Genomic DNA, 18831 nt, shown 5'->3' with positions numbered 1-18831 from the left:
CGCGCCGATGGCCCGCCACACCCGCGAGGATGCCGCCGTCACGCGCGCACGCATCCTCGCCAGCGCGCAGCAGCTGATTCGCCACCGCGGCCTGCACTGCGTCACCGTCGACGACGTGGCGCGTGCCATCGGCATGACGCGTGGCGCCGTCTACGGGCATTTCCGTTCCCGTGCCGAACTGCTGGGCGCGCTGCTGTCCTGCGCCGAAGCCGACTTCGCCGCGCGGCTCGCGCCGCTGGCGCAGGGTGGCGCCGGCCCGGACGCATTGGCGCAGGCATTGCAGGCCTTGCTGCACGGCGACGAACTCGCGCGCCATGTCAGCCTGATTGCCGCGCTGCTGCAGCACAAGTGCGGCGAAGCGTGCGAGCTGTGTCCGCTGCGCGAGCGCGTGCTGCGCGGCGTCGAATCGCTGCGCGTCACGTTCGCGATGCTGTTGCCCACTCCGGATCTGGCCGGCCTGCTGGTGGCACACCTGTGGGGCCTGCTGGGCGCGCACGCGATGCATCTGGCGCCCGCCGGGCTATCCGGCAGCGCCGCGGCGCTGGCCCGGCTGTATCAGGGCCGTGCGGCGCTGTCCGCCGCGCGCGCTTGTTGTCGATCCCACGCCACTTCCGCTCTCGCGCTGATGCGGGATACCCCTTAGTCTGCTCGGACGAAGAGCTCCGGCGCGCCGCTGACTACGATGCTCTCAATAGCCCGGATAAAAGCAGGGCAAGCGGAGGAGACAGCGATGAAGCGGCTCGGATTTCGTTGGGCGGCAGGCCTGCTTGGGGCTGGCGCTGCCATGGGCGTGGCCTGGGGGCTGGCGATGGATGCCGGCCAGGACGATCGGCCCACGGTGACACTGCACTCCGCCGAAGCCGTCCTGGAGCGCTGCGATGACGCCTGCGTGCGCAGCCGCGGCGCCGCGGCGCTGGTGGTGCTGAGCCAGCGCCCGCCGCAATAACGCAGTGACGCTGTGAGTCCGACCCCGTGACCGGCCCGGGCTCCGGACCGGCCACGCGCCGCCTGCTCAGTTGCGGCTGGCCTGCCGCTGCGCCTGCAGCGCTTCCGCGCGCGCCTTGACGTCGCGTGCCACCTGGTCGAAGCCCTGCTTCACCCAGGCACCGTGCTCGCGCATGATGGTCTCGGCATTCAGGCCCAGGAACAGGTCGGTGGTGAAGTAGCGGCTGCGTCCCGGGCCGATCGCTTCCAGGTACTGGTCGCGCCGCGCGGCGTCCTTGTTGTCGTCGGTGGGGCGCTGCTCCCACGACAGCAGCCGCTCCGGTTCCCACGCCACCAGGTACTCGTTGACCGGGATCACCTGGTCGGTGCCGGGAATGCGCACCTGCATGTGCACCATGTCGCCGAGCCGCCCGGTGGTCTCCAGCCCGGGACAGAACGTGTTCCATTCGCCGTAGCGCGCAAAGTCGGTCAGTACCTCCCACACCAGCGCTGCCGGCGCCTCGATTTCTACCTGGATCGACGTCACCAGATTCTCGGCCTTGGCCATGTCTCCTCCTTCATCAAAGTCATTGGGAAGGGACACACTAGGGCCACCCGCCGGCGCGCCGCATACCCTGAACGGACGAGTCCGGGTGGACGAAGACGACACCTTCGCGGTGATTCAAATTGAGGCTGGCCCCGCGCTCGCGCTGTCCGGCGGCGGCGATGCGCGGCGGGGCCGCATTTCTCCATCTGCTGTGAGCTTGGGCCGGCCATCGGCGATGGCCGGCTTTTCTTTGGAGCTCGCGGCGCACCGGTGGGCCCGCGCGCATCGCCCGCAGCGTTTCATCCCGGACACATACCTCGGTCATCCATCGAGCGGATTTTCCATTCCATTTCCGCCACCTAGATTGGGTTCATCGATGGCGCCTTCGCAGCCGTCGACATTACGACCGCAGAGTCCGAGGAAGGGGAGCCCATGAAAAACGCCCACATCAAGCTGGCCGCCGTGCCATTCGCCTGCCTTGTCATCGTGCTCGCCGGCTGCGGCGGTGGCGGAGGGGGCGACTCCCCGTCTACCAGCGCCGCAGCCAGCCCTGGCACTTCAACGGGCACGTCGCCTGGCACTTCGACAGGCACGTCGCCAGGCACAGCCACCGCGCCGACTACGCCCGCTCCGGCCGCGGCGACCACCAGTGCCATGCTGTCCGGCACCACCGACCCGGGGCCCGAGATCGGCAAGGACGGTGACTACTACCTGAACACCGTGACGTGGATGATGTTCGGGCCCAAGGCCAATGGCGTATGGCCCGCAGGGGTCTCGCTCGCGGGTCCGGGCGGCAATACCGGTGCGGCGGGGAGCACCATCCTGTCCGGCTCGGTCGATCCGACCGACAGCGTCGGCAACAACGGCGACTACTACATCAACACCTCGACCTCGACGCTGTTCGGCCCCAAGGCCAACGGCACGTGGCCGGCGGGCGTGCCGCTCGGCAGTGCCACCGGCACGCCGCCTCCCAGCGGCGGCACGGTGCTGTCGGGAACCGGCGCGCCGACGAACAGCCTCGGCAACAATGGCGACTACTACCTCGACACCAGCACCTGGACGCTGTACGGGCCCAAGGCAGACGGTGCATGGCCGGCAGGGGTCTCGCTGGTCGGCCAGTCAGGCGGCACCGGCGGCACCGGCGGCACCGGCGGCAGCGGCGGCACCACGGTCGGCAATGGCGGCCATGTCCTCTACGGCAGCGGCGCACCGACCGACGACATCGGCGTGAACGGCGACTTCTACTTCGACACCACCACGTGGACGATGTACGGTCCCAAGCAGGACGGCAAGTGGCCGACGACGGGCGTGACCATGGCCAACGGCACCGTCTACAACGGCAACTTCAACGTGCCGGATACGCTCATCCGCGGCCGCTATGCCATGACCGGCGCCGGCGGGGCGGTAGCGTTGCCGTCGGACTTCGGCGTCGTGATTCCCTACGATTGCACGCGCGTCACGCTTACGGCGAGCACGCTGGGCAAGGTGCAGGGCACGCTCGACATCTCGGTGCACAAGGTGAGCGGTTCCGGGGCTTCGGTGGTGCTCGCACAGGTCAGCGACCTGAGCTGCAAGATCACCAATGGCCTGCAGAACTGCAGCAAGGAGGCGCTGGCCGGGACGGTTACCCATGGCGACAAGCTGCAGGTGCAGGTCGACAACAACCAGGCTACTGATTGGGGCGGCCTTGCCGTGAACCTCGCCTGCATCAAGTAGGCGGGACCGGCGGCGGGGGCATGGACCCCTGCCGCCATCCTCCGCGCAGACAGCAGGCGGCGTGAAGCCGGTGAAGGCGTGGGCAGGTCATGCCGCGCCGGACGGGAGGGTCGCGCCGATCCTGCATTCCAGACTGCGCCCGGGCAGCGAAGCGCGCTTCGCCTGATCCCGCACCCCAGGCCGGCGCCGCGCGAAGCGCGGTTCGCCGCCGGCCGCCGGGGATTTTCCCAATATCTCGCCTTTTCAGGGACTTAGACGTTCTGCGCGGGCTGGCACGGCGCGTGCACAAGGTGGTCACGCGAGTTCCGCTGCGGCTCGCCAACCTAACCTGAAAGGAGCTGCAAATGCACGATATCGGGACTTCCAGGCCGGGCGGTTGGGGCACCGGCTACAACGAGCTCGAACAGGAGCTGGCCTCGGAGCTGATGGAGGCAGGCGAGCTGGGCCAGGAACTCGGCGGCATGGCGACCGAGTTCGAAGGCGAATTCGAGGGCGAGGGAGAATTCGAGAACGAGTTCGAGCAAGAGGTCTCCGGCGAGATGCAGGAGATGGAACTGGCGGCCGAGTTGCTGGCCGTCAACAGCGAACAGGAAATGGAGCAGTTCCTGGGCGGCCTGGTGCGCTCGGTGGGACGCGCCGCCAGCAGCTTTGCCAGGTCGTCGGCGGGCAAGGCGCTGGGCGGCATCCTGCGTTCGGCGGCCAAGGCGGCGTTGCCGGTGGTGGGCAGCGCGCTCGGCAACCTGGTGGTGCCCGGCGCGGGCGGCGCGATCGGCGGCAAGCTGGCCAGCATGGCCGGCAGCGCGCTCGGTCTGGAGCTCGAGGGCCTGAGCAACGAGGACCGCGAATTCGAGGTGGCGCGCCGCGTGGTCCGCATCGGCCAGCAGGCCACCCGCAATCTGCTGACCATGCCGCGCAACGTGCCGCCGTCGCGTGCCGCGCGCGCGGCGTTCCTGCAGGCCGCGCGCCAGGTGGCGCCGGGGCTGTTGCCCGCCATGCGCACGATTTCGCAGAACGGCGTGGCGGCGGCGCGGCAGATGGGCACGCCGCCGATCTTCGGGCCGGCGGCCAGCGGCGCTGCCGGGGCGCAGCCGGTGGCCAGCATGGCCGCGGCGGTGCGCAGTCCGTATGCGGGCTACGCCAATGGCGGCGCGGGGTCGTGCCCGTCGTGCGGCAACGGAGCCGCGCAAGGCGGCCTGGCCGCGGCGGCGCTGCCGATGGGCGGGCAGTGGCGGCGTTCGCGCAACGGGCGCGCGCTGATCCTGTACCTGGCACCGCCTCGGCCGATGTTCTGAGCCGTCCCCATCCGCCTTCGACATTCGCGCTACGACCCCGAGGCCGCCGTCATGAACGCTTGTGCCAACGCCCTGCGGTTGCTGGAACAGGAGGTGCTCGGCATCCGCGCCCGCCTGGACGCGCAGCTGCCCTACGCGCTGCAGATGCCGATGGTCCCCGCCGCCAATATCAGCGACGAAGCCATGAGCGCCATCGAGCGCCATATCCAGGCGGCGCGGCACCAGCTGCGCCGGCGCATCGGGCGCTTCCTCGGCGCGCTGCGCGCCGCGCGGCCCGAACCCGCCGCGGTGGCGCGCGCACAGCGGCGCTACGCCATGCTCAAGCTGTATTTCCACGCCGCGCTCACGCATTTCGAGATCTTTGCCGAAGTGCTGACGCAACGCAGCCAGCATGGCACCGGCGTCTGGCTGGCGGGGCTGGACGTGGCCGCGCGCGACGGGCTGCGGCAGCCCGGCGTGGCGATCGACCTGCCGCAGGTGATCTGCTATGTCGAGCGCGGCCATGGCGGCGCGATCCGGCGGGCGCGGACGCGCCTGCCCGGTGGCGGCGCCAATCCGGTGGCGGTGATCCGCATGCCGCGCGAGCGCATGGTGGGCACCGGCCTGGCCGCGTCCCTGTTCCACGAAGTTGGCCACCAGGCCGCCGCGCTGCTGGACCTGGCCAATGCGTACCGCCGCGCCGCCGCTAACGGCCACGGCCAGCGGGGGTTGTGGCTGGTGTCAGGCGGTGTCGGCGCGACGCCTGCATCGGCGGCGCCGCCGCAAGTCTGGCGCGCCTGGGAGCGCTGGATCAGCGAGATCGTCGCCGATCTGTGGGCGGTGTCGCGGGTGGGCATCACCGCCACGTGCGGGCTGATGAGCGTGGTGAGCCTGCCGCGCGCCTTCGTGCTGCGCATCAACCTCGACGACCCGCATCCGGCGCCGTGGATCCGCGTCAAGCTGTCGGTGGCGATGGGCCGTGCGTTGTATCCGCATCCGCAGTGGGATGCGCTCGAGCAGGTGTGGGAGCGGCTCTATCCGCGCTGGCAGATGAGCGCCGCCCAACGGCGCGCGTTCGCGCAGCTGGACCAGTCGATCCCGGCGTTCGTGACCAGGTTGCTCGCGTTGCGCGCGCCGCGGCTGGGCGGGCGCACGCTGGGCCAGGCGCTGCGGCTGCCCGGCCGCGATCCCGCCAACCTGTTGCGGCTGTGGCGCCTGGTGCGGTCGCGCCCGCACCAGTACCTGGCCGATACCCCGACGCTGGCGTTCGCGGTGCTGGGGCAGGCCCGCTACAGCGGCCTGCTCGCGCCAGATGTCGAGTTGCGCACCATCTCGGCCTTGCTGCAGCGCTGGGCACTGGCCGGCTATCTGCCCTGGAGCGCCGGCAGTGCACAGCTGAGCGAGGCGCTCAACCAGCGACGGCAGCCGCTGCGCATGCCAGTCGCGGCCTACGCGTGATTTGCTGAAGGAGAACGTGATGAACACGAACACGGAGTCGGGTCGCGTGGAGTACGCGCTGGTGCCGACAGGCAATACCGACGGTGACTGGCACTATGACTTCACCAGGCTGACCGAGGGCCACAAATACCTGAAGCTGGCGGTCTACGCACGCGAAGGCGAGCCGCGCGAGATGGAGCAGCTGCGCCTGAAGCCCGGCACCGAGGCCAGGCTGGAGATCCGCGTCGGGCCTTCGGACGCCTGGAGCCAGAGGGAAGAGGGCCTGTCCGCGGCGCTCGGCGAGGTGGCGCGCACCATGCGCAAGCTGGCGGCGCTGGGCATTCCGGACGATATGCTGTTCGATGCTGCCGCGAAGCTGGGCGGCCGGCGCGAGGTCACTGTGCCGGGCCGGCTGAAGGCGCCGCCGTACCCTGACGCCGGCGAGGGCGCCGAACCACAAGGCGACGAAGCGAGCGGCGCCGAGGTCGACCCCATCGGGGCGCGTTCCGGCCCGGTGGGAGTGAAGGACTACCACGAGCCGTCATTCAGCCTCAAGCGCACCTCGCGCGACCTGACGGGGGACTGGGCGCTGTGGCTGCTGATCAAGCGCAACGCGGACATGCTGAGCTGGGCCAACTACGCGCGCCAGGTGGACCTGCTGTTCTTTGGCACCAGCCCGCTCCCCGCCCGCGCCGGCGCACCCGCCGGCCCGGCGCTGTACGACGAAGCCGCGCGGCTGAGCCGGCGTCGTTTCCTGCCGTTCTCGGACACCGACGCCTACCGCGCGCTGAAGGTGGCCACCGAGGCCTTCGTGGTGACGTGGGGCGCCGTGGTGCCGTCCCCGCACGACAGCGGCGCCATCGCCAGGCTGCTGCGGACCGATGAAGCGGCGATCCGGCTGGCCAATGAACGGCTCGGCTTGCGGCTGGAGCTGGCACAGGTGGAGGACATCGCCAGCCAGTATTTCGGCAAGAACGGGTCGCCCACGCTGCCCTACCTGGAGCGCGTGGTGCAGGGCTTGCAGGGCACCGACGCGGGGCGCACCGTCGACAGCATGCGCGAGTCCTTCGCGCGTTCCGGCGCCACGGAACCGGCCATGCATCCCGCCGAGCCGCTGTCGGAATCGCGCGAACTGGTGCCGCGCGACGACGGCCCGTGCGGCGACGGCTGCCTGTGGCTGCAGCACTGGAACAACGACATCTCGGCCAAGCTGAGCGCGCCGCCGCTGATCGAACTGATCTGGAGCTACTGGATGGAGGAGCTGCAGCTGGTGCAGACCATGAACGCCATCTCGCGCCGCTTCCAGAATCTCTCCGGCGGGCCCAGGGACCCGCTCAACCAGCTCGAGCTGGATCCGCTGCGGCCGGTGAGCAACATCATCTGGGGCTGGGTTCAGGATGAGCAGCACCGGCTGCCGATCGAGCGGCGTGCGGCCGAGTACCTGCACGAGTATGGCTTCCGCCTGTTCGGGCGCGCGGTGCCGCGCATCCAGCCGGCCGACAGCCGCAGCAAGTTCCTGGGCGCGTTCCATACGCTGCTGAACCTGTGCGTGCCGTTCTTCCGGCAGGCGGACGATACCACCGTGGTGCCCGATGGTTTCCCGCTGCTGAACGCACTGCGCGAGGTGCACCTGATCCTGTCCGAGGGCGCGCATAACCAGTTCGGCGACCTGCCGACCACCTCGCGCATCGAGATGATGATGCAGCAGTGGATCCTGGCGCGGCCGGAGTTCCGCGAGTTCCTGCCGCGGCGCTCGATGATCGCGTATCCGGAGCCGTGGATGCACTCGGTGGAAAGCATGCGCAAGCTGCAGGGGTGGGGCGACACCAATACCTACCAGTTCTGGCAGCTGGCCACCACCGGCGAACAGATCGTGTCGTCGATCCGCTGGAGCGACTGGAATTCGGTCACGGATCCGTCCAACGCGGCGAACTGGGCGGCGTATTTCCGCCCCGAGATCCAGACCTATATCCACTCGTACCGGGCCGTCACCGGCGTCGACATCGGTGCCGAGCCGGTCGACGTGCAGGTGCCGGGCATGCACCTGCTGCGCCGGCTGCAAGAGCACCGAGGTGCGCAGGTGGCCTGAGCGTGGCAGGCGGGAACGGCAGTGACAGCGATGCAGGCGAGAGGAGAGGCAGGCGGCCATGATCGATTTCGCGTCGGCGCTCTACCTGGGCATGTCGCATCCCGCCGCGCAACTGGGCAGCTATGCGGCGCTCACGACCGGCACGCCTGCCGCGCTGGCCGTGTCGCCGCTGGCCGGCACGCTGGCGGCGCAGGCGGCGGCGCTGCAGGGTTGCGAGGCGGGCCTGGCCGGGCCGTCGACGCTGCACCTGTCGCTGGACCTGTTCGACCGGCTCGGGCGCACGCATGCACTGGTAGCGGATGACACCCTCTATCCGGTGATGCGCTGGGGGCTCGAGCGGGTGCGCGGGCTCGGCGTCCCGGTCACGCTGTTCCGCCATGCCGACCTGGCGGACCTGGCGCGGCGCTTGCGCCAGGGCGCGGGCACCCGTCCGCCCGCGGTGGTCACCGACGGCACGCGTCGCGAAGGCGCGCCGGTGGCGCTGCGCCGCTATCTGGCGCTGGTGCGCGAGCGTGGCGGCCTGGTGGTGGCCGACCACACGCAGCTGCTGGGCCTGGCCGGCGCGCAACCCGGGCCGGGACGTCCGTGGGGCAGCGGCGGTGGCGGGCTGCTGCGCTACGCGGGCCTGGCGAGCGCCGAGCCGGTGCTGCTGCTGGCATCGTGGGCCAAGGCCTTCGGCGCGCCGCTGGCCACGCTGTGTGGCCCCGCCGCGCTGGTGGGCGAGATCGCCCGCGACGGCCCGACCCAGGCCCATTGCAGCGCTGCTTCGCAGGCCGCGCTGCTGGCCGGCCTGAACGCGCTGGCGCGCAACGGTTGCGACGGCGACGCGCTGCGCGCGGCGTTGCTGGAGCGCGTGCGGCGCCTGCGGCGGGGTTTGCGCTGGCTGGCGCAGCACCGCTTGCCGGACCTGCAGGTCAGCGTGCCGCTGCACCCCATGCAGCAGCTGCGGCTGGGCTCTGCCGGGCGCACACGCGCGCTGCACGCGGGGCTGCGCGCCGCGGGCTTCCGCACGGCATTGCTGCGGCAGGCCGAAGGGCGCTGCGCCGTGGCGGTGGTGGTGCGCGCCAGCCATGCACTGCAAGAGATTGACGGCCTGCTGCAGGCGCTTGCCTTGCTGGCGGGCCAGCCGGCCGCGCCGCGCGGGCGTGCGCCGCCGGCCTATCGGGAGAGATTCCATGTTCAAGACTGCGGAAGGTGAAACACTGGAACTGGCGCCGTGGCGCATGCGCCGGCTGCTGCGGCTGCTGGCGGAGGTGCGCCGCTATCCGGCCGGCACGCCGCCGCAGGCACTGCTGACCGACCTGCGCCAGCTGGTGGCCCGCGCACGCCGCATCGGCACGCCCTCGCGCCGCGGTACGGCGCGGTATGAGAGCCGGCTGGACAGCGGCGGCGCCTGCTGCCGCGCCTGCCTGCTGGCCCGGCGGCAGGCGGGCCGGCTGTCGCTGGTGGGGCTCAGCCTGGACCGGTGGCGCGCGCCGGCGAGCCGCTACGAGAGCGAGCCAGCGCTTGCGGAACTGGCATTCGAGTCCGCGCCCAAATCCGCCAACGTGACGCTGCAATGGCGGCGCTGGCCGAGCCTGGACGCCGCCGCGCGCGCCACCCGCGGCGGCGGCGTCTACCTGTTCCAGCGCGGTGCGACGCCGGTCTATGTCGGCACGGCGGCCAGCCTGCCGGCGCGGCTGGGCGTGCATGGCTGGTACCACGCGCGCCAGGGCAGCGCGCGCGCCGGCGCCGCGTGCACTTGCGCGCCGCCGCTGACGGTATGGACCGCCAACGTGGCCAGTGCCGGCGAGCGCGCGGCGGTCGAGCACGCCATCGTGCGCACGCTTGCCAACAAGGGCTTCGCGCTGGCCAATGACAAGCTGCGCGGCACGGTCACCGTCGGCAGCGGCCTGTCGATTCGCAACCTGGTCCCGGCCGGCATCCTCGGCGCCGGCAATGACCTGCAGTACGGGCCCGGCCAGCGCTTCGAGCTGCCGCGATGATCGTCGACTTCCATGTCCATGCCGGGCAGGGCGACGGCATGACGGGCCCGTGGGACACCACCGCGCCGCTGGCCGATTATGTCCGGCGCGCGCGGCAGGCCGGCATCGCGCATGCGGTGCTGCTGCCGGTGTTCCAGTCGGACTACCTGCGCGGCAACCGCGACGTGGCGGCGCTGGCGCGCGCCGATCCCGGGCGCTTTACCGGCTTTGCCATGATCCATGCCGAACGTGACCGGCACCGCGTCCATCGCATGATCGAGGAAGCCGTGCTGCGGCTGGGCCTGCGCGGCATCAAGGTGCATCGGCACGATGCCCCGATCCACCGGCAGGTCTGCGATGCCGCGCGCCACTGGCGGCTGCCGGTGCTGTACGACCCCGGCGGCGAGACCGGCGCGCTGCGCCTGCTGGCCCAGACCCATCCCGAGGTGGCGTTCGTGTTCGCGCACCTGGGCAGCTTTGCCGACGACTGGGCGGCGCAGCGGCAAGTGGTGGACCTGATCGCACGCTATCCCAACCTGTTTGCCGATACCTCGGGCGTGCGGCGCTTCGACGTGCTGGAGGAAGCGTTCCGGCGCGCCGGCCCCGGCAAGCTGCTGTTCGGTTCGGATGGACCGTGGCTGCACCCCGGCCTGGAGCTGGCCAAGCTGCGCGCCCTGCGTCCCACGCCTGACGCATTTGCGCGCATGGCCGGTGGCAATGCGTTGCGCCTGCTGGCGCGGGTAGCGTTGCCGCCGCCAGCGCCGATCCGAAACAGCGTGCACACCGGCCAGCGCTTCATGCCGACGGCGCGGGCCGCACCTGTCGCCGCAACTGCAGCGCCCGGGGCGTGACCTGCAGCAGCTCCGCCGCGCGGCTGGTGCAGCCGTGGCGGCTCTCGGCCACCTGCACCGCCATGGACTCGGCGATCTGGCCGATATGCTTGAGGCCGAGCCCGGCGTCGAGTGCGCCTTCGATGGCGTGCCGCAGCGCTTCCGGCCAGGGGTTGACGATGTCTGCCGCGAGCCCGTTGCGCAGCTGCGGCACGGGGCCGTCGAGCCCGCCCGTGCTGATTACCTGGAAGCCGCGCTGGCGCTCGGCCAGGCGCGACACCACATTGCGCAGTTCGCGCACATTGCCCTGGTAGTCGCGCGTCACCAGGTAATGCATGACCTCCGGCATCACCAGCGGCAGGCCTGGCCCGGTTCCGGCCAGGCTTTCTGCAAGGAAATGCCGCACCAGCAGCGGGATATCCTCGCGACGCTCGGCCAGCGAGGGCGCGCGCACGGTCCACTGGGTAATGCGGAAGTACAGGTCGCTGCGAAACCGGCCGGCCTGCACCTCGGTCTCGAGGTCGCGATTGGTCGCGCACGTCAGCCGGAAATCCGACTTGCGCCAGGTGTCCTCGCCCACGCGCTTGTACATGCGCTCCTGGATCACGCGCAGCAGGCGTGCCTGCAGCGGCAACTGCAGTTCCCCCACTTCGTCCAGGAACAAGGTACCGCCATCGGCCATCGCCACCGCACCGTCGCGTGCCGAGACGGCGTGGGTGAAGGCGCCCTTGGCATGGCCGAACAGTTCGCTGCCCGACAGCTCCGGGCTGAGCGTGGTGCAATCCACCACCACGAACGGCGCGCGATGGCGCTCCGGATCGAGATCGTGGATCAGCCGTGCCAGCAGCTCCTTGCCGCAACCGCTTTCGCCCAGCAGCAGGCAGGTGCCGCGGCCATAGCGGCCCACCTGCGCCACCGCGCGCAAGGTGGCGCGCCAGGCCGGCGAATCCCCGACGGCGCGCTCGCGCAACCACGGTGCGTCCAGCACCGCTTCGATCTCGGCCAGGCGGCACAGCCGCGCGGCCAGTTCGGTCAGCAGCGCGTCTTGATCTGGCGCGCAGACCAGATCGCACAGCGCCGCCGGCCACCATGCCTCCGGAATGCAATGGCAGCGGGTGGCGGCGGTGCAGCCGGCGATAAAGGCGTCGGCGCGCGGCTCGGCGCGCAGCCAGCGCTGCGCCGCCTCGGTGACGCGATTGCCGTCCGCCACCACCAGCACCGCCAGCATGCCGCGCGTGTTGTCGTCCAGCGGCACCTGGTCGGGCAGCCCATGCTCGCGCAGATCGCGCTCGAGCCTGGCACGATCGTCGTGATACAGCACTACGCGCATCTTGCCCCCGCACGAAAGGGAGATCATCGGCAGGGGCTGCGGGGCGGGCGCGCTATCTGCGCACGCCATGCGCTGCGGCGCTGCCGGCCTGGATCAGGCGGCGGGCAGGGGGTGTCGGTAGCGATGAGGCCGTCGGCGGCGTGACGCCGCGGACGCGTCGGAGAGGATAGTCAGGGCGGGGCAGGCCTGTGCATGCAGCCAGTGGCCGGAGCATCGCCTGCCTGCGAGGGAAACCTGAATTTGCCGCATGGAAGCCCCCCTTAGTTTTTGTCTCAGAATACTAGTCAGCGCCAGCGGGGCAGGCAATATGAAGTTAATTTAAGACTGAGATGCTGCGGCGTTACTGGCGGGCGGAGAGGTGCGAACACCGGCGCTTGTTCCGTGCAACGCCTACGGCAACCGCAAGGCCCACAACACGTCCAGTACGTGTTGCGTGGAGCGCTCGAGGTAACCCGCACGACAGGCAATACCGAGCCGCCGCCACAACGCTGGCCGCAGCGGACGCATGACAATGCGGCTGTCGGGCAATGGCGTAGTGGCCTCATGCGGCAACAGCGCTGCGCCATACCCTGCCGCTACCAGGCTCTTGATCGCGTCGTTGTAGTTCAGTTGAATGCGCGGCGCGGGATGGTGCCCGGCGGTCGCGAACCACTCGGTAGTCAGGCGCGACAGGCGCGTGGTCGAGTCGTTGAGGATGAGCGGTTGGGCGGCCAGCCATTCCGGGGTAACTCGGGCCGGGCACCGCCAGTGCGCCGGCACAAAGGCCATCACCGGGTCGCGGCGCCAGGGCTTTATCACCAGTCCGGCCACCGGGGGCTGAGGCAGCGCGACCACTCCGATATCGAGCGTTCCATCCACCAGCCGGGACAGGGTTTCCTCCGAAGTATGCACGGCAATCTGGATGTCGATGGCGGGATGGTGCTCGCGCAGGGCCTCGAGCGCTTGCGGCAGCAGGTGCGCGATCACGCCGGTGGACGCGCCCAGGCGCGCACGCCCTTCGAGCCCGTCTACCTGGCGCTGGATATCGTCCAGTGCCTGCTCCGCGTCGGCCAGCAGCCGGCGCGCGCGTTCCACCAGCAGCGCGCCGATCGGCGTCGGCCCCACATGGCCGCGCTTGCGCAACAGCAGCGGCGCCCCGATGCGGTCTTCGAGTTCGGCGATGTGGAGGCTGACCGTCGGCGGCGCCAGGTGCAAGGCGCGCGCCGCCTCGGCAAAGGAACCCCGCTCGGTCACGGCGACCAGGGTGCGCAAGCGGTCCAGGCTGATCTCTCGCATGACGAAGTCCAGATTCAGGAAAACTGAATGTTTGCTTTACGAAATTCAACTTTCTCTATTCTAGTCGTCCGCGCAACATAGAGGCTCGTCTTACCCGTTCAACCCCACAGCAGCGGAGTCACAAACACATGAGCGCTCCCGTAGTTTTCATCGACGGCGACCAGGGCACCACCGGGCTGCAAATCCACGAGCGGCTGCGCAACCGCACAGACATTCGGCTGTTCACACTTCCCGCAGCGGAGCGCAAGGATGCGCGGCGCCGCGCGGAAGCCATCAACGCCTGCGACATCGCCATCCTTTGTTTGCCGGACGACGCCGCGCGCGAGGCCGTGGGCGCGATCGTCAATCCTGCCGTGCGCGTGATCGACGCCAGCTCCGCCCATCGCACACAGCCGGACTGGACTTACGGTTTTCCGGAAATGGCGCCGGGGCAGTCCGAGCAAATTGCGAATGCATCCCGGGTCACCAATCCCGGCTGCTATCCGACCGGTGCCGTCGGCCTGCTGCGTCCTCTGGCACAGGCCGGGCTGATACCGGCGGATTACCCGGTCAGCATTCACGCGGTATCCGGGTATTCCGGACGCGGCCGTGCCGGCGTGGCGGAATATGAGGGGCCGGGCGCTGCCAACGCGCCTGCATACCAGGTCTATGGCCTGGAACTCGCGCACAAGCACGCGCCCGAGATCCGGCAGCACGCCTGCCTTGCGCAGCGTCCCATTTTCGTCCCGGCGTACGGATCGTTCCGCCAGGGCATCGTGCTGACGGTGCCGCTGGCATTGCGGCAGCTGGCACCTGGCGTGGACGGCGCCGCGTTACACGCCTGCCTCGCGCGCCACTATGCCGCGGCCACGCACGTACGGGTCTTGCCGCTGCACGAATCGGCCGCCCTGACACACCTGGATCCGCAAGCGCTGAATGGTACGAACGACATGCACTTGAGCGTATTCCACCACGTTGAAAACGGGCATGTGCTGCTGTCCGCGGTGTTCGATAACCTTGGCAAGGGCGCATCCGGAGCCGCGGTGCAGAACCTGGACCTGATGCTCATGCGGCAATAGTGGCCGGTGGGGCGGAGCCAGCGTTCGGTGATGGACGCCCCGTAAGCTGATCAGGTCGTTGCAACCACTTGCACCTCGACAAGGAAGCCAGGCGCGAAAAGCGTCTGGACCCCGACGACGGTACTCGTGGGTGGAACCAACCCTGGCGGCCGTGCCGATGCGAGCGCGGCAACCAGTTCACCGGCGGTATCGGGCGAATAGTCGACCAGGTAGATCACCTCGTTCACGATCCTTTCCCGCGAAGACCCTGCGGCCTGGAGCACGAGATCGATGTTGGCATAGGCCCGGTGAAACTGCTCGATCATCGTGCCTTCGACCAGGGCACCGCTCTCATCCCATGACAGCTGGCCTGAGGTATAGATCAGGCCTGCCGGCTCCACGATGATCGCGTGGGAGATCACGCTCTCAAGCTGCGGAAGCCCCGGAGGGTTGATCCTGCGTACGCTGTTTCCCATCAACTCAACTCCTCTTGTACCTTGTCGCCCCGGATGTTGACGACTTGAATCTGGGTAAACTCCAGAAGGCCTTCGCCGCCAAGCTCTACGCCGAAGCCAGACTGCTTTGCGCCCGCCTGCGGAATATGCGGTGCCAGATCAAGATGCTGGTTGATCCAGACGCTGCCGCATACCAGTCGTTCCGCCACCTCCCGGGCCCGGCTCACGTCCGAGGACCACACCGACGCGCCGAGTCCGTATTCGCTGGCATTGGCGCGCCGGATGGCGTCATCGAGATCGGTGTAGCGAATGAGCGGAAGCACCGGGCCAAACTGCTCCTCGTCGACCAGTCGGGCACCTTCCTCGATGTCAGCGACAATGGTCGGACGGATGAAGTAGCCTTCGCTATCCTCAATCTGGCCGCCAGTTACAATCCGTCCCTTCGTAGCGGCGTCCGCCAGAATGCCCTTGACCTTTTCATACTGGGCACGATTCTGGAGTGGCCCCATGGTCGTCCGGCTGTCCGATCCGTCGCCAACCGTGACGCCTGTGGCAAGGCTGACCAGCTCGGCGCAAAGCTCGTCGTAGATGGATGCGTGGATGTACAGGCGCTTGATGGCAATGCACACCTGCCCTGCATTGAAGAAGGCAGCACGGAAAATGCCCTGCGCGATGTCTGCGGGAACGGCGTCATCCAGCACGATGGCCGGGTCGTTTCCGCCCAGCTCGAGGGTGACACGCTTCAGCGTCTTCGCCGCATTGGCCATCACCGAGTACCCGGTTGCCGTGGACCCGGTAAACGACACCTTCGCGACATCCGGATGCGAGGTCAGGATGCTGCCCAGATCGTTGCTGTCGGTAATCACATTGAGAACGCCGGCCGGAACGATGGAGGCAACCAGCCGGGCGAACATCAGTGTCGTCAGCGGGGTTGTCGCGGCGGGCTTGATCACGACGGTGTTACCGGTCAGGAGCGCGCCAGGAACCTTGAAGGCCATCAGCAGCAACGGGAAATTCCAGGGCACGATGACCGCGACCACGCCCAGCGGCCGTCGATGCAGTTCGACCTGGCGGACCCCGCTGTGCTCGAGGAGAACCGGCGCCAGTTCGGCGTCGGCGACATGCCGGAAGAACGTGGCTGTGCCCTGGACTTCCATCATCGCATCGGCAATGGGTTTGCCCTGTTCCTGCGTGAGCAGCCATGCAAGCCGGCCGGCATTCGCGTCGACGGCGTCGGCAATATCCCGCAGCACACTGCGCCGGTGCGCCAGATCGCTGCGCGACCACTTCTCCAGCGCTGCCTTGGCGCTGGCTATGGCCTGCTCGACCTGTTGGGCCGAGGCGCGCGGCGCGACAGCGAAGGCCATGCCGGTGGCCGGATTCACTACGTCCATGGTGGCGGCGCCCTTGACCAGGGCGCCGTCGACAAGCATACAGTCGGGCAAGACTGTTGATCCGCCGTCGGCCTTGAGCGCTTGCGTCGAGTACGGGTTCATCAGTGGACCTCCGCTGTGATCGAGGCTGCCGAGGCTGGCGCAAACGTTGCGCTGCCTGCCCTGGCTAACCCGGCTTTCAGGGCCGCGGTCTCATGGTCCTCGCTGGCCCAGGCAAGATATCCATCCGGACGCACCAGCATTGCGGTGAGACCGGCCCAGGGGGCGGGCGCATCGGCTGTCAACGCAGTGAAATGCACGTCGACGCAAGAGCTGGCGTGGCGACCAAGGTCATCGCCGCTGAGCGGGCTGGAACATGCCGTATTGGCTCGCAGATCCAGCATGACATAGCGCCCGTTGTGAAGCTTCTGGAAGACCCCCTCGCCGGAGCGCTGGAACATCAGGTTTGGAACACGCTGTCCGACGAGAGCATGAGCCGGCTCGGCGGACGGGTAGGCAACCGACAGGCCAGTCAGCCGCTTGACCAGGCTCATCTCGAGCGCCGGGTTCTCCAGGATCAGCTTCTGGAGCAATGAACGCAGATCCCGGCATTCATTGGTGAACACACTCATCAGGAGCGTCTGCGCCTGGGTGTGCTCAAGCAGGTTCTGACCGACCGGATGGCGTTCGGCGTGGTAGCTGTCGAGCAGGCCCGCCGGTGCCCAGCCATGGATCGTCGCGGCGAGTTTCCAGCCGAGGTTCATGGCGTCCTGGATGCCGACGTTCAGGCCGACGCCGCCGGCCGGCATATGCTGGTGCGCAGCGTCGCCGGCCAGCAGGATGCGTCCCTTGCGGTAAGCCTCGGCTTGCCGGGCGGTATTGCTGTAGCGCGACAGCCACGAAGGACTGTGCATGCCATAGTCAGTCCCCATGATCGCGACAGTTTTTGCCCGCAGTTCATCGAGCGTGAACTCTCCGGGACGATCCGTCCGGACGTCATCGGGCGAGATACCGACAAGCCGATGACGCCCTCCCGGCAGCTTGACTACCGCAATCGCGCCGGCGGACGTCCACTTGTTGATGGCAACGTCGTCGGGCGGGGCGTCCAGAATGACGTCGCCCAACCATCCGTAGACGGTGGCATCGGTACCGGGGAAGGGAATCCCGGCGCAGTTCCGTACCGTGCTTCGCACGCCATCGCAGCCGACGAGGTACTCAGTGTCCACGGAATAGGGCCCACCTGGACCTTGCACCGCGACGGTGACCGCCGAGTCGGTTTCCGCAAATGAATGGACTTTGTGCCCGCGTCGGATCTCGGCGCCGAGATCGCGTGCGCGCTGTTGCAGCAACTCGGTTGTCCGCGCTTGAAGAATCGCCAGGGTAAAGGGGTACGGCGACTCGAGCGGACGGAAGTTGAGCCGGTAATCCAGAAGTCCGAAATGTCCGGCAGGGATTGCAACCCCCTCATCGAGAAACGCCTTTTCCACGCCTCGCGATGCGAAGGTCTCGATCGTGCGTGGGTGCACAGTCAAAGCCCGCGACTGAGGATCGATCGATTCGCTTTGCTCCAGCACCAGTGTCGAGATTCCGGCGAGTTGCAATTCTCCCGCCAGCCAGCACCCTACCGGACCAGCACCGGCAATGACGACTTGATATTTGGTAAGCATTTTCTACTCCCGAAGGTATTGGTTTCTGGGTCGGTCGTTGTCGGTGGCAATTTCCGACGTGTTTCGACATGACGGCTAGTCAGGAAGCCCGGCCAGCCCATGGCGTTGGCAAACCGGCGCGGAGCGCCCGTCGGCCGAACATGGCAAAGCTCGCCCGGACGATTTCCGGGCGCAGCAGAAAGTCATGGGATTCCCTTGCAAGGCCAGGATCCAGTTCGGCAATCGAGCCGGTCGACTCAGCCAACAGTTGCAGCTGCGCAGCGTTCTCGATCAGCATCGACAGATAAGCCGACTCCTCGATGGAGCCGGTGGCGCAGAGAAAACCGTGATGCGCAAGCAGCACGCTTCGGTTTTTTCCGAGTGCCGTCGCAATGATCTTGCCTTCGCTGTCGGCGATCGGCAGTCCAGGCCATTCAGCGAGAAAGCCGCAGTCATCGGCAAACGGCGTGGCATCCATGTGGGCCACGCGCAAGCGCCGCCCGGTCATGGACAGGGCCGATACGTATGGCGGATGGGTATGGATGATGCAATTGACGTCTGGACGGGCGCGGTATATCCACAGGTGAAAGCGGATCGCCGGATTGGCGGCGCCGCTGCCCTGGATGACGTTGATCGATTCGTCGATGCGAAGGATCTGGCTGGTGTGGACCTCGTCGAATCCCACTGCCAGTGGCGTCGTCAGGAACGTGTCGTCGGTGCTTCTCACCGTAATTTGTCCCGCGAGTGTGCGCGAGTGTCCTTCCAGCGCCAGCATGCGGCATGCAAGCGCGATCTTCTCCTCCTCCGTCCAGGTGCCGGATTGAAGGCCGCCGGCCAACCGTCTGACCTGATCCTCCGTGAAGCTCTTCCGGTCCTCATGCGTCATCTGTTGCCTCCCTTTGGTTTTCCTGCCATCCCTCGCTCGGCGTCGCACGTC

The 18831-nt window shown here is 68.5% G+C and carries 17 protein-coding genes; 10 read left to right on the top strand and 7 right to left on the bottom strand.

The window, feature by feature from the left end; all coding sequences use genetic code 11:
* Nucleotides 1–7: 7 nt before the first annotated feature.
* Nucleotides 8–643, top strand: a complete 636-nt coding sequence (locus tag CBM2588_RS17705) for a TetR/AcrR family transcriptional regulator (RefSeq protein ID WP_115681739.1) — start codon at nucleotides 8–10, stop codon at nucleotides 641–643.
* Between the two features lie 87 nt (nucleotides 644–730).
* A complete protein-coding gene (locus CBM2588_RS17700) occupies nucleotides 731–946 on the top strand; it encodes a hypothetical protein (protein ID WP_115681738.1) in 216 nt (71 codons plus the stop codon).
* Between the two features lie 66 nt (nucleotides 947–1012).
* Here the strand turns inward: CBM2588_RS17700 and CBM2588_RS17695 are convergent, their stop codons facing one another.
* Nucleotides 1013–1492 carry an SRPBCC domain-containing protein gene (locus CBM2588_RS17695; protein WP_111520079.1) on the bottom strand — a complete coding sequence of 160 codons (480 nt, stop codon included), beginning with the start codon at nucleotides 1490–1492 and terminating at the stop codon, nucleotides 1013–1015.
* A gap of 411 nt (nucleotides 1493–1903) precedes the next feature.
* Here CBM2588_RS17695 and CBM2588_RS17690 point away from each other — a divergent pair, with 411 nt between their 5' ends.
* From CBM2588_RS17690 to CBM2588_RS17660, 7 genes are all read left to right on the top strand, one after another.
* Nucleotides 1904–3187: a hypothetical protein gene (locus CBM2588_RS17690; protein WP_115681736.1), complete on the top strand. Its 1284-nt coding sequence runs from the start codon at nucleotides 1904–1906 to the stop codon at nucleotides 3185–3187.
* Between the two features lie 344 nt (nucleotides 3188–3531).
* Nucleotides 3532–4479 (top strand): hypothetical protein, encoded by a 948-nt coding sequence (locus CBM2588_RS17685; RefSeq protein WP_115681735.1) that lies wholly within the window; start codon nucleotides 3532–3534, stop codon nucleotides 4477–4479.
* A gap of 51 nt (nucleotides 4480–4530) precedes the next feature.
* Nucleotides 4531–5916 carry a hypothetical protein gene (locus tag CBM2588_RS17680; RefSeq protein WP_115681734.1) on the top strand — a complete coding sequence of 462 codons (1386 nt, stop codon included), beginning with the start codon at nucleotides 4531–4533 and terminating at the stop codon, nucleotides 5914–5916.
* Between the two features lie 19 nt (nucleotides 5917–5935).
* Nucleotides 5936–7984, top strand: coding sequence for an 8-amino-7-oxononanoate synthase (locus tag CBM2588_RS17675; RefSeq protein WP_115681733.1), 2049 nt, complete (start codon nucleotides 5936–5938; stop codon nucleotides 7982–7984).
* A 58-nt stretch (nucleotides 7985–8042) separates the two neighbouring features.
* Entirely contained in the window at nucleotides 8043–9182 is a 1140-nt protein-coding gene (locus CBM2588_RS17670) for an aminotransferase class I/II-fold pyridoxal phosphate-dependent enzyme (protein ID WP_115681732.1), read from the top strand.
* Nucleotides 9160–9969, top strand: a complete 810-nt coding sequence (locus tag CBM2588_RS17665) for a hypothetical protein (protein ID WP_115681731.1) — start codon at nucleotides 9160–9162, stop codon at nucleotides 9967–9969. Before CBM2588_RS17670 ends, CBM2588_RS17665 begins: the two co-directional genes overlap by 23 nt.
* A complete protein-coding gene (locus CBM2588_RS17660) occupies nucleotides 9966–10799 on the top strand; it encodes an amidohydrolase family protein (RefSeq protein ID WP_115681730.1) in 834 nt (277 codons plus the stop codon). Before CBM2588_RS17665 ends, CBM2588_RS17660 begins: the two co-directional genes overlap by 4 nt.
* On the opposite strand, the gene CBM2588_RS17655 is transcribed toward CBM2588_RS17660, so the two are convergent.
* Both CBM2588_RS17655 and CBM2588_RS17650 read right to left on the bottom strand, forming a co-directional pair.
* On the bottom strand, nucleotides 10744–12135 hold the full coding sequence (locus CBM2588_RS17655; RefSeq protein WP_231942188.1) for a sigma 54-interacting transcriptional regulator: 1392 nt from the start codon (nucleotides 12133–12135) through the stop codon (nucleotides 10744–10746). The genes CBM2588_RS17660 and CBM2588_RS17655 overlap by 56 nt on opposite strands.
* A gap of 363 nt (nucleotides 12136–12498) precedes the next feature.
* Nucleotides 12499–13383 carry a LysR family transcriptional regulator gene (locus CBM2588_RS17650; protein ID WP_115681729.1) on the bottom strand — a complete coding sequence of 295 codons (885 nt, stop codon included), beginning with the start codon at nucleotides 13381–13383 and terminating at the stop codon, nucleotides 12499–12501.
* 128 nt (nucleotides 13384–13511) lie between these two features.
* On the opposite strand from CBM2588_RS17650, the gene argC reads away from it, so the two are divergent.
* The gene (argC, locus tag CBM2588_RS17645) at nucleotides 13512–14441 is read left to right on the top strand and encodes an N-acetyl-gamma-glutamyl-phosphate reductase (protein ID WP_115681728.1); all 930 of its coding nucleotides are present in this window, start codon (nucleotides 13512–13514) and stop codon (nucleotides 14439–14441) included.
* A 50-nt stretch (nucleotides 14442–14491) separates the two neighbouring features.
* Here the strand turns inward: argC and CBM2588_RS17640 are convergent, their stop codons facing one another.
* The 4 genes from CBM2588_RS17640 to CBM2588_RS17625 form a co-directional block, all read right to left on the bottom strand.
* On the bottom strand, nucleotides 14492–14896 hold the full coding sequence (locus CBM2588_RS17640) for a RidA family protein (protein WP_115681727.1): 405 nt from the start codon (nucleotides 14894–14896) through the stop codon (nucleotides 14492–14494).
* A complete protein-coding gene (locus CBM2588_RS17635) occupies nucleotides 14896–16371 on the bottom strand; it encodes an aldehyde dehydrogenase family protein (protein WP_231942187.1) in 1476 nt (491 codons plus the stop codon). Before CBM2588_RS17635 ends, CBM2588_RS17640 begins: the two co-directional genes overlap by 1 nt.
* On the bottom strand, nucleotides 16371–17915 hold the full coding sequence (locus tag CBM2588_RS17630) for an FAD-dependent monooxygenase (RefSeq protein ID WP_115681726.1): 1545 nt from the start codon (nucleotides 17913–17915) through the stop codon (nucleotides 16371–16373). The genes CBM2588_RS17635 and CBM2588_RS17630 overlap by 1 nt, the downstream gene beginning before the upstream one ends.
* Nucleotides 17916–17994: 79 nt before the next feature.
* Nucleotides 17995–18780: an aldolase gene (locus CBM2588_RS17625; RefSeq protein WP_115681725.1), complete on the bottom strand. Its 786-nt coding sequence runs from the start codon at nucleotides 18778–18780 to the stop codon at nucleotides 17995–17997.
* Nucleotides 18781–18831 lie beyond the last annotated feature (51 nt).

It is taken from the genome of Cupriavidus taiwanensis, assembly GCF_900250075.1.
Taxonomy (GTDB): domain Bacteria; phylum Pseudomonadota; class Gammaproteobacteria; order Burkholderiales; family Burkholderiaceae; genus Cupriavidus; species Cupriavidus taiwanensis_C.
This window is presented reverse-complemented; position numbering and strand designations above follow the sequence as displayed.

Excerpts from the sequence above, each read along its gene's own strand:
- CBM2588_RS17705 (WP_115681739.1), top strand. The coding sequence starts at position 8 with ATGGCCCGCCACACCCGCGAGGATGCCGCCGTCACGCGCGCACGCATC.
- CBM2588_RS17700 (WP_115681738.1), top strand. The coding sequence starts at position 731 with ATGAAGCGGCTCGGATTTCGTTGGGCGGCAGGCCTGCTTGGGGCTGGC.
- CBM2588_RS17695 (WP_111520079.1), bottom strand. The coding sequence starts at position 1,492 with ATGGCCAAGGCCGAGAATCTGGTGACGTCGATCCAGGTAGAAATCGAG.
- CBM2588_RS17690 (WP_115681736.1), top strand. The coding sequence starts at position 1,904 with ATGAAAAACGCCCACATCAAGCTGGCCGCCGTGCCATTCGCCTGCCTT.
- CBM2588_RS17685 (WP_115681735.1), top strand. The coding sequence starts at position 3,532 with ATGCACGATATCGGGACTTCCAGGCCGGGCGGTTGGGGCACCGGCTAC.
- CBM2588_RS17680 (WP_115681734.1), top strand. The coding sequence starts at position 4,531 with ATGAACGCTTGTGCCAACGCCCTGCGGTTGCTGGAACAGGAGGTGCTC.
- CBM2588_RS17675 (WP_115681733.1), top strand. The coding sequence starts at position 5,936 with ATGAACACGAACACGGAGTCGGGTCGCGTGGAGTACGCGCTGGTGCCG.
- CBM2588_RS17670 (WP_115681732.1), top strand. The coding sequence starts at position 8,043 with ATGATCGATTTCGCGTCGGCGCTCTACCTGGGCATGTCGCATCCCGCC.
- CBM2588_RS17665 (WP_115681731.1), top strand. The coding sequence starts at position 9,160 with ATGTTCAAGACTGCGGAAGGTGAAACACTGGAACTGGCGCCGTGGCGC.
- CBM2588_RS17660 (WP_115681730.1), top strand. The coding sequence starts at position 9,966 with ATGATCGTCGACTTCCATGTCCATGCCGGGCAGGGCGACGGCATGACG.
- CBM2588_RS17655 (WP_231942188.1), bottom strand. The coding sequence starts at position 12,135 with ATGATCTCCCTTTCGTGCGGGGGCAAGATGCGCGTAGTGCTGTATCAC.
- CBM2588_RS17650 (WP_115681729.1), bottom strand. The coding sequence starts at position 13,383 with ATGCGAGAGATCAGCCTGGACCGCTTGCGCACCCTGGTCGCCGTGACC.
- argC (WP_115681728.1), top strand. The coding sequence starts at position 13,512 with ATGAGCGCTCCCGTAGTTTTCATCGACGGCGACCAGGGCACCACCGGG.
- CBM2588_RS17640 (WP_115681727.1), bottom strand. The coding sequence starts at position 14,896 with ATGGGAAACAGCGTACGCAGGATCAACCCTCCGGGGCTTCCGCAGCTT.
- CBM2588_RS17635 (WP_231942187.1), bottom strand. The coding sequence starts at position 16,371 with ATGAACCCGTACTCGACGCAAGCGCTCAAGGCCGACGGCGGATCAACA.
- CBM2588_RS17630 (WP_115681726.1), bottom strand. The coding sequence starts at position 17,915 with ATGCTTACCAAATATCAAGTCGTCATTGCCGGTGCTGGTCCGGTAGGG.
- CBM2588_RS17625 (WP_115681725.1), bottom strand. The coding sequence starts at position 18,780 with ATGACGCATGAGGACCGGAAGAGCTTCACGGAGGATCAGGTCAGACGG.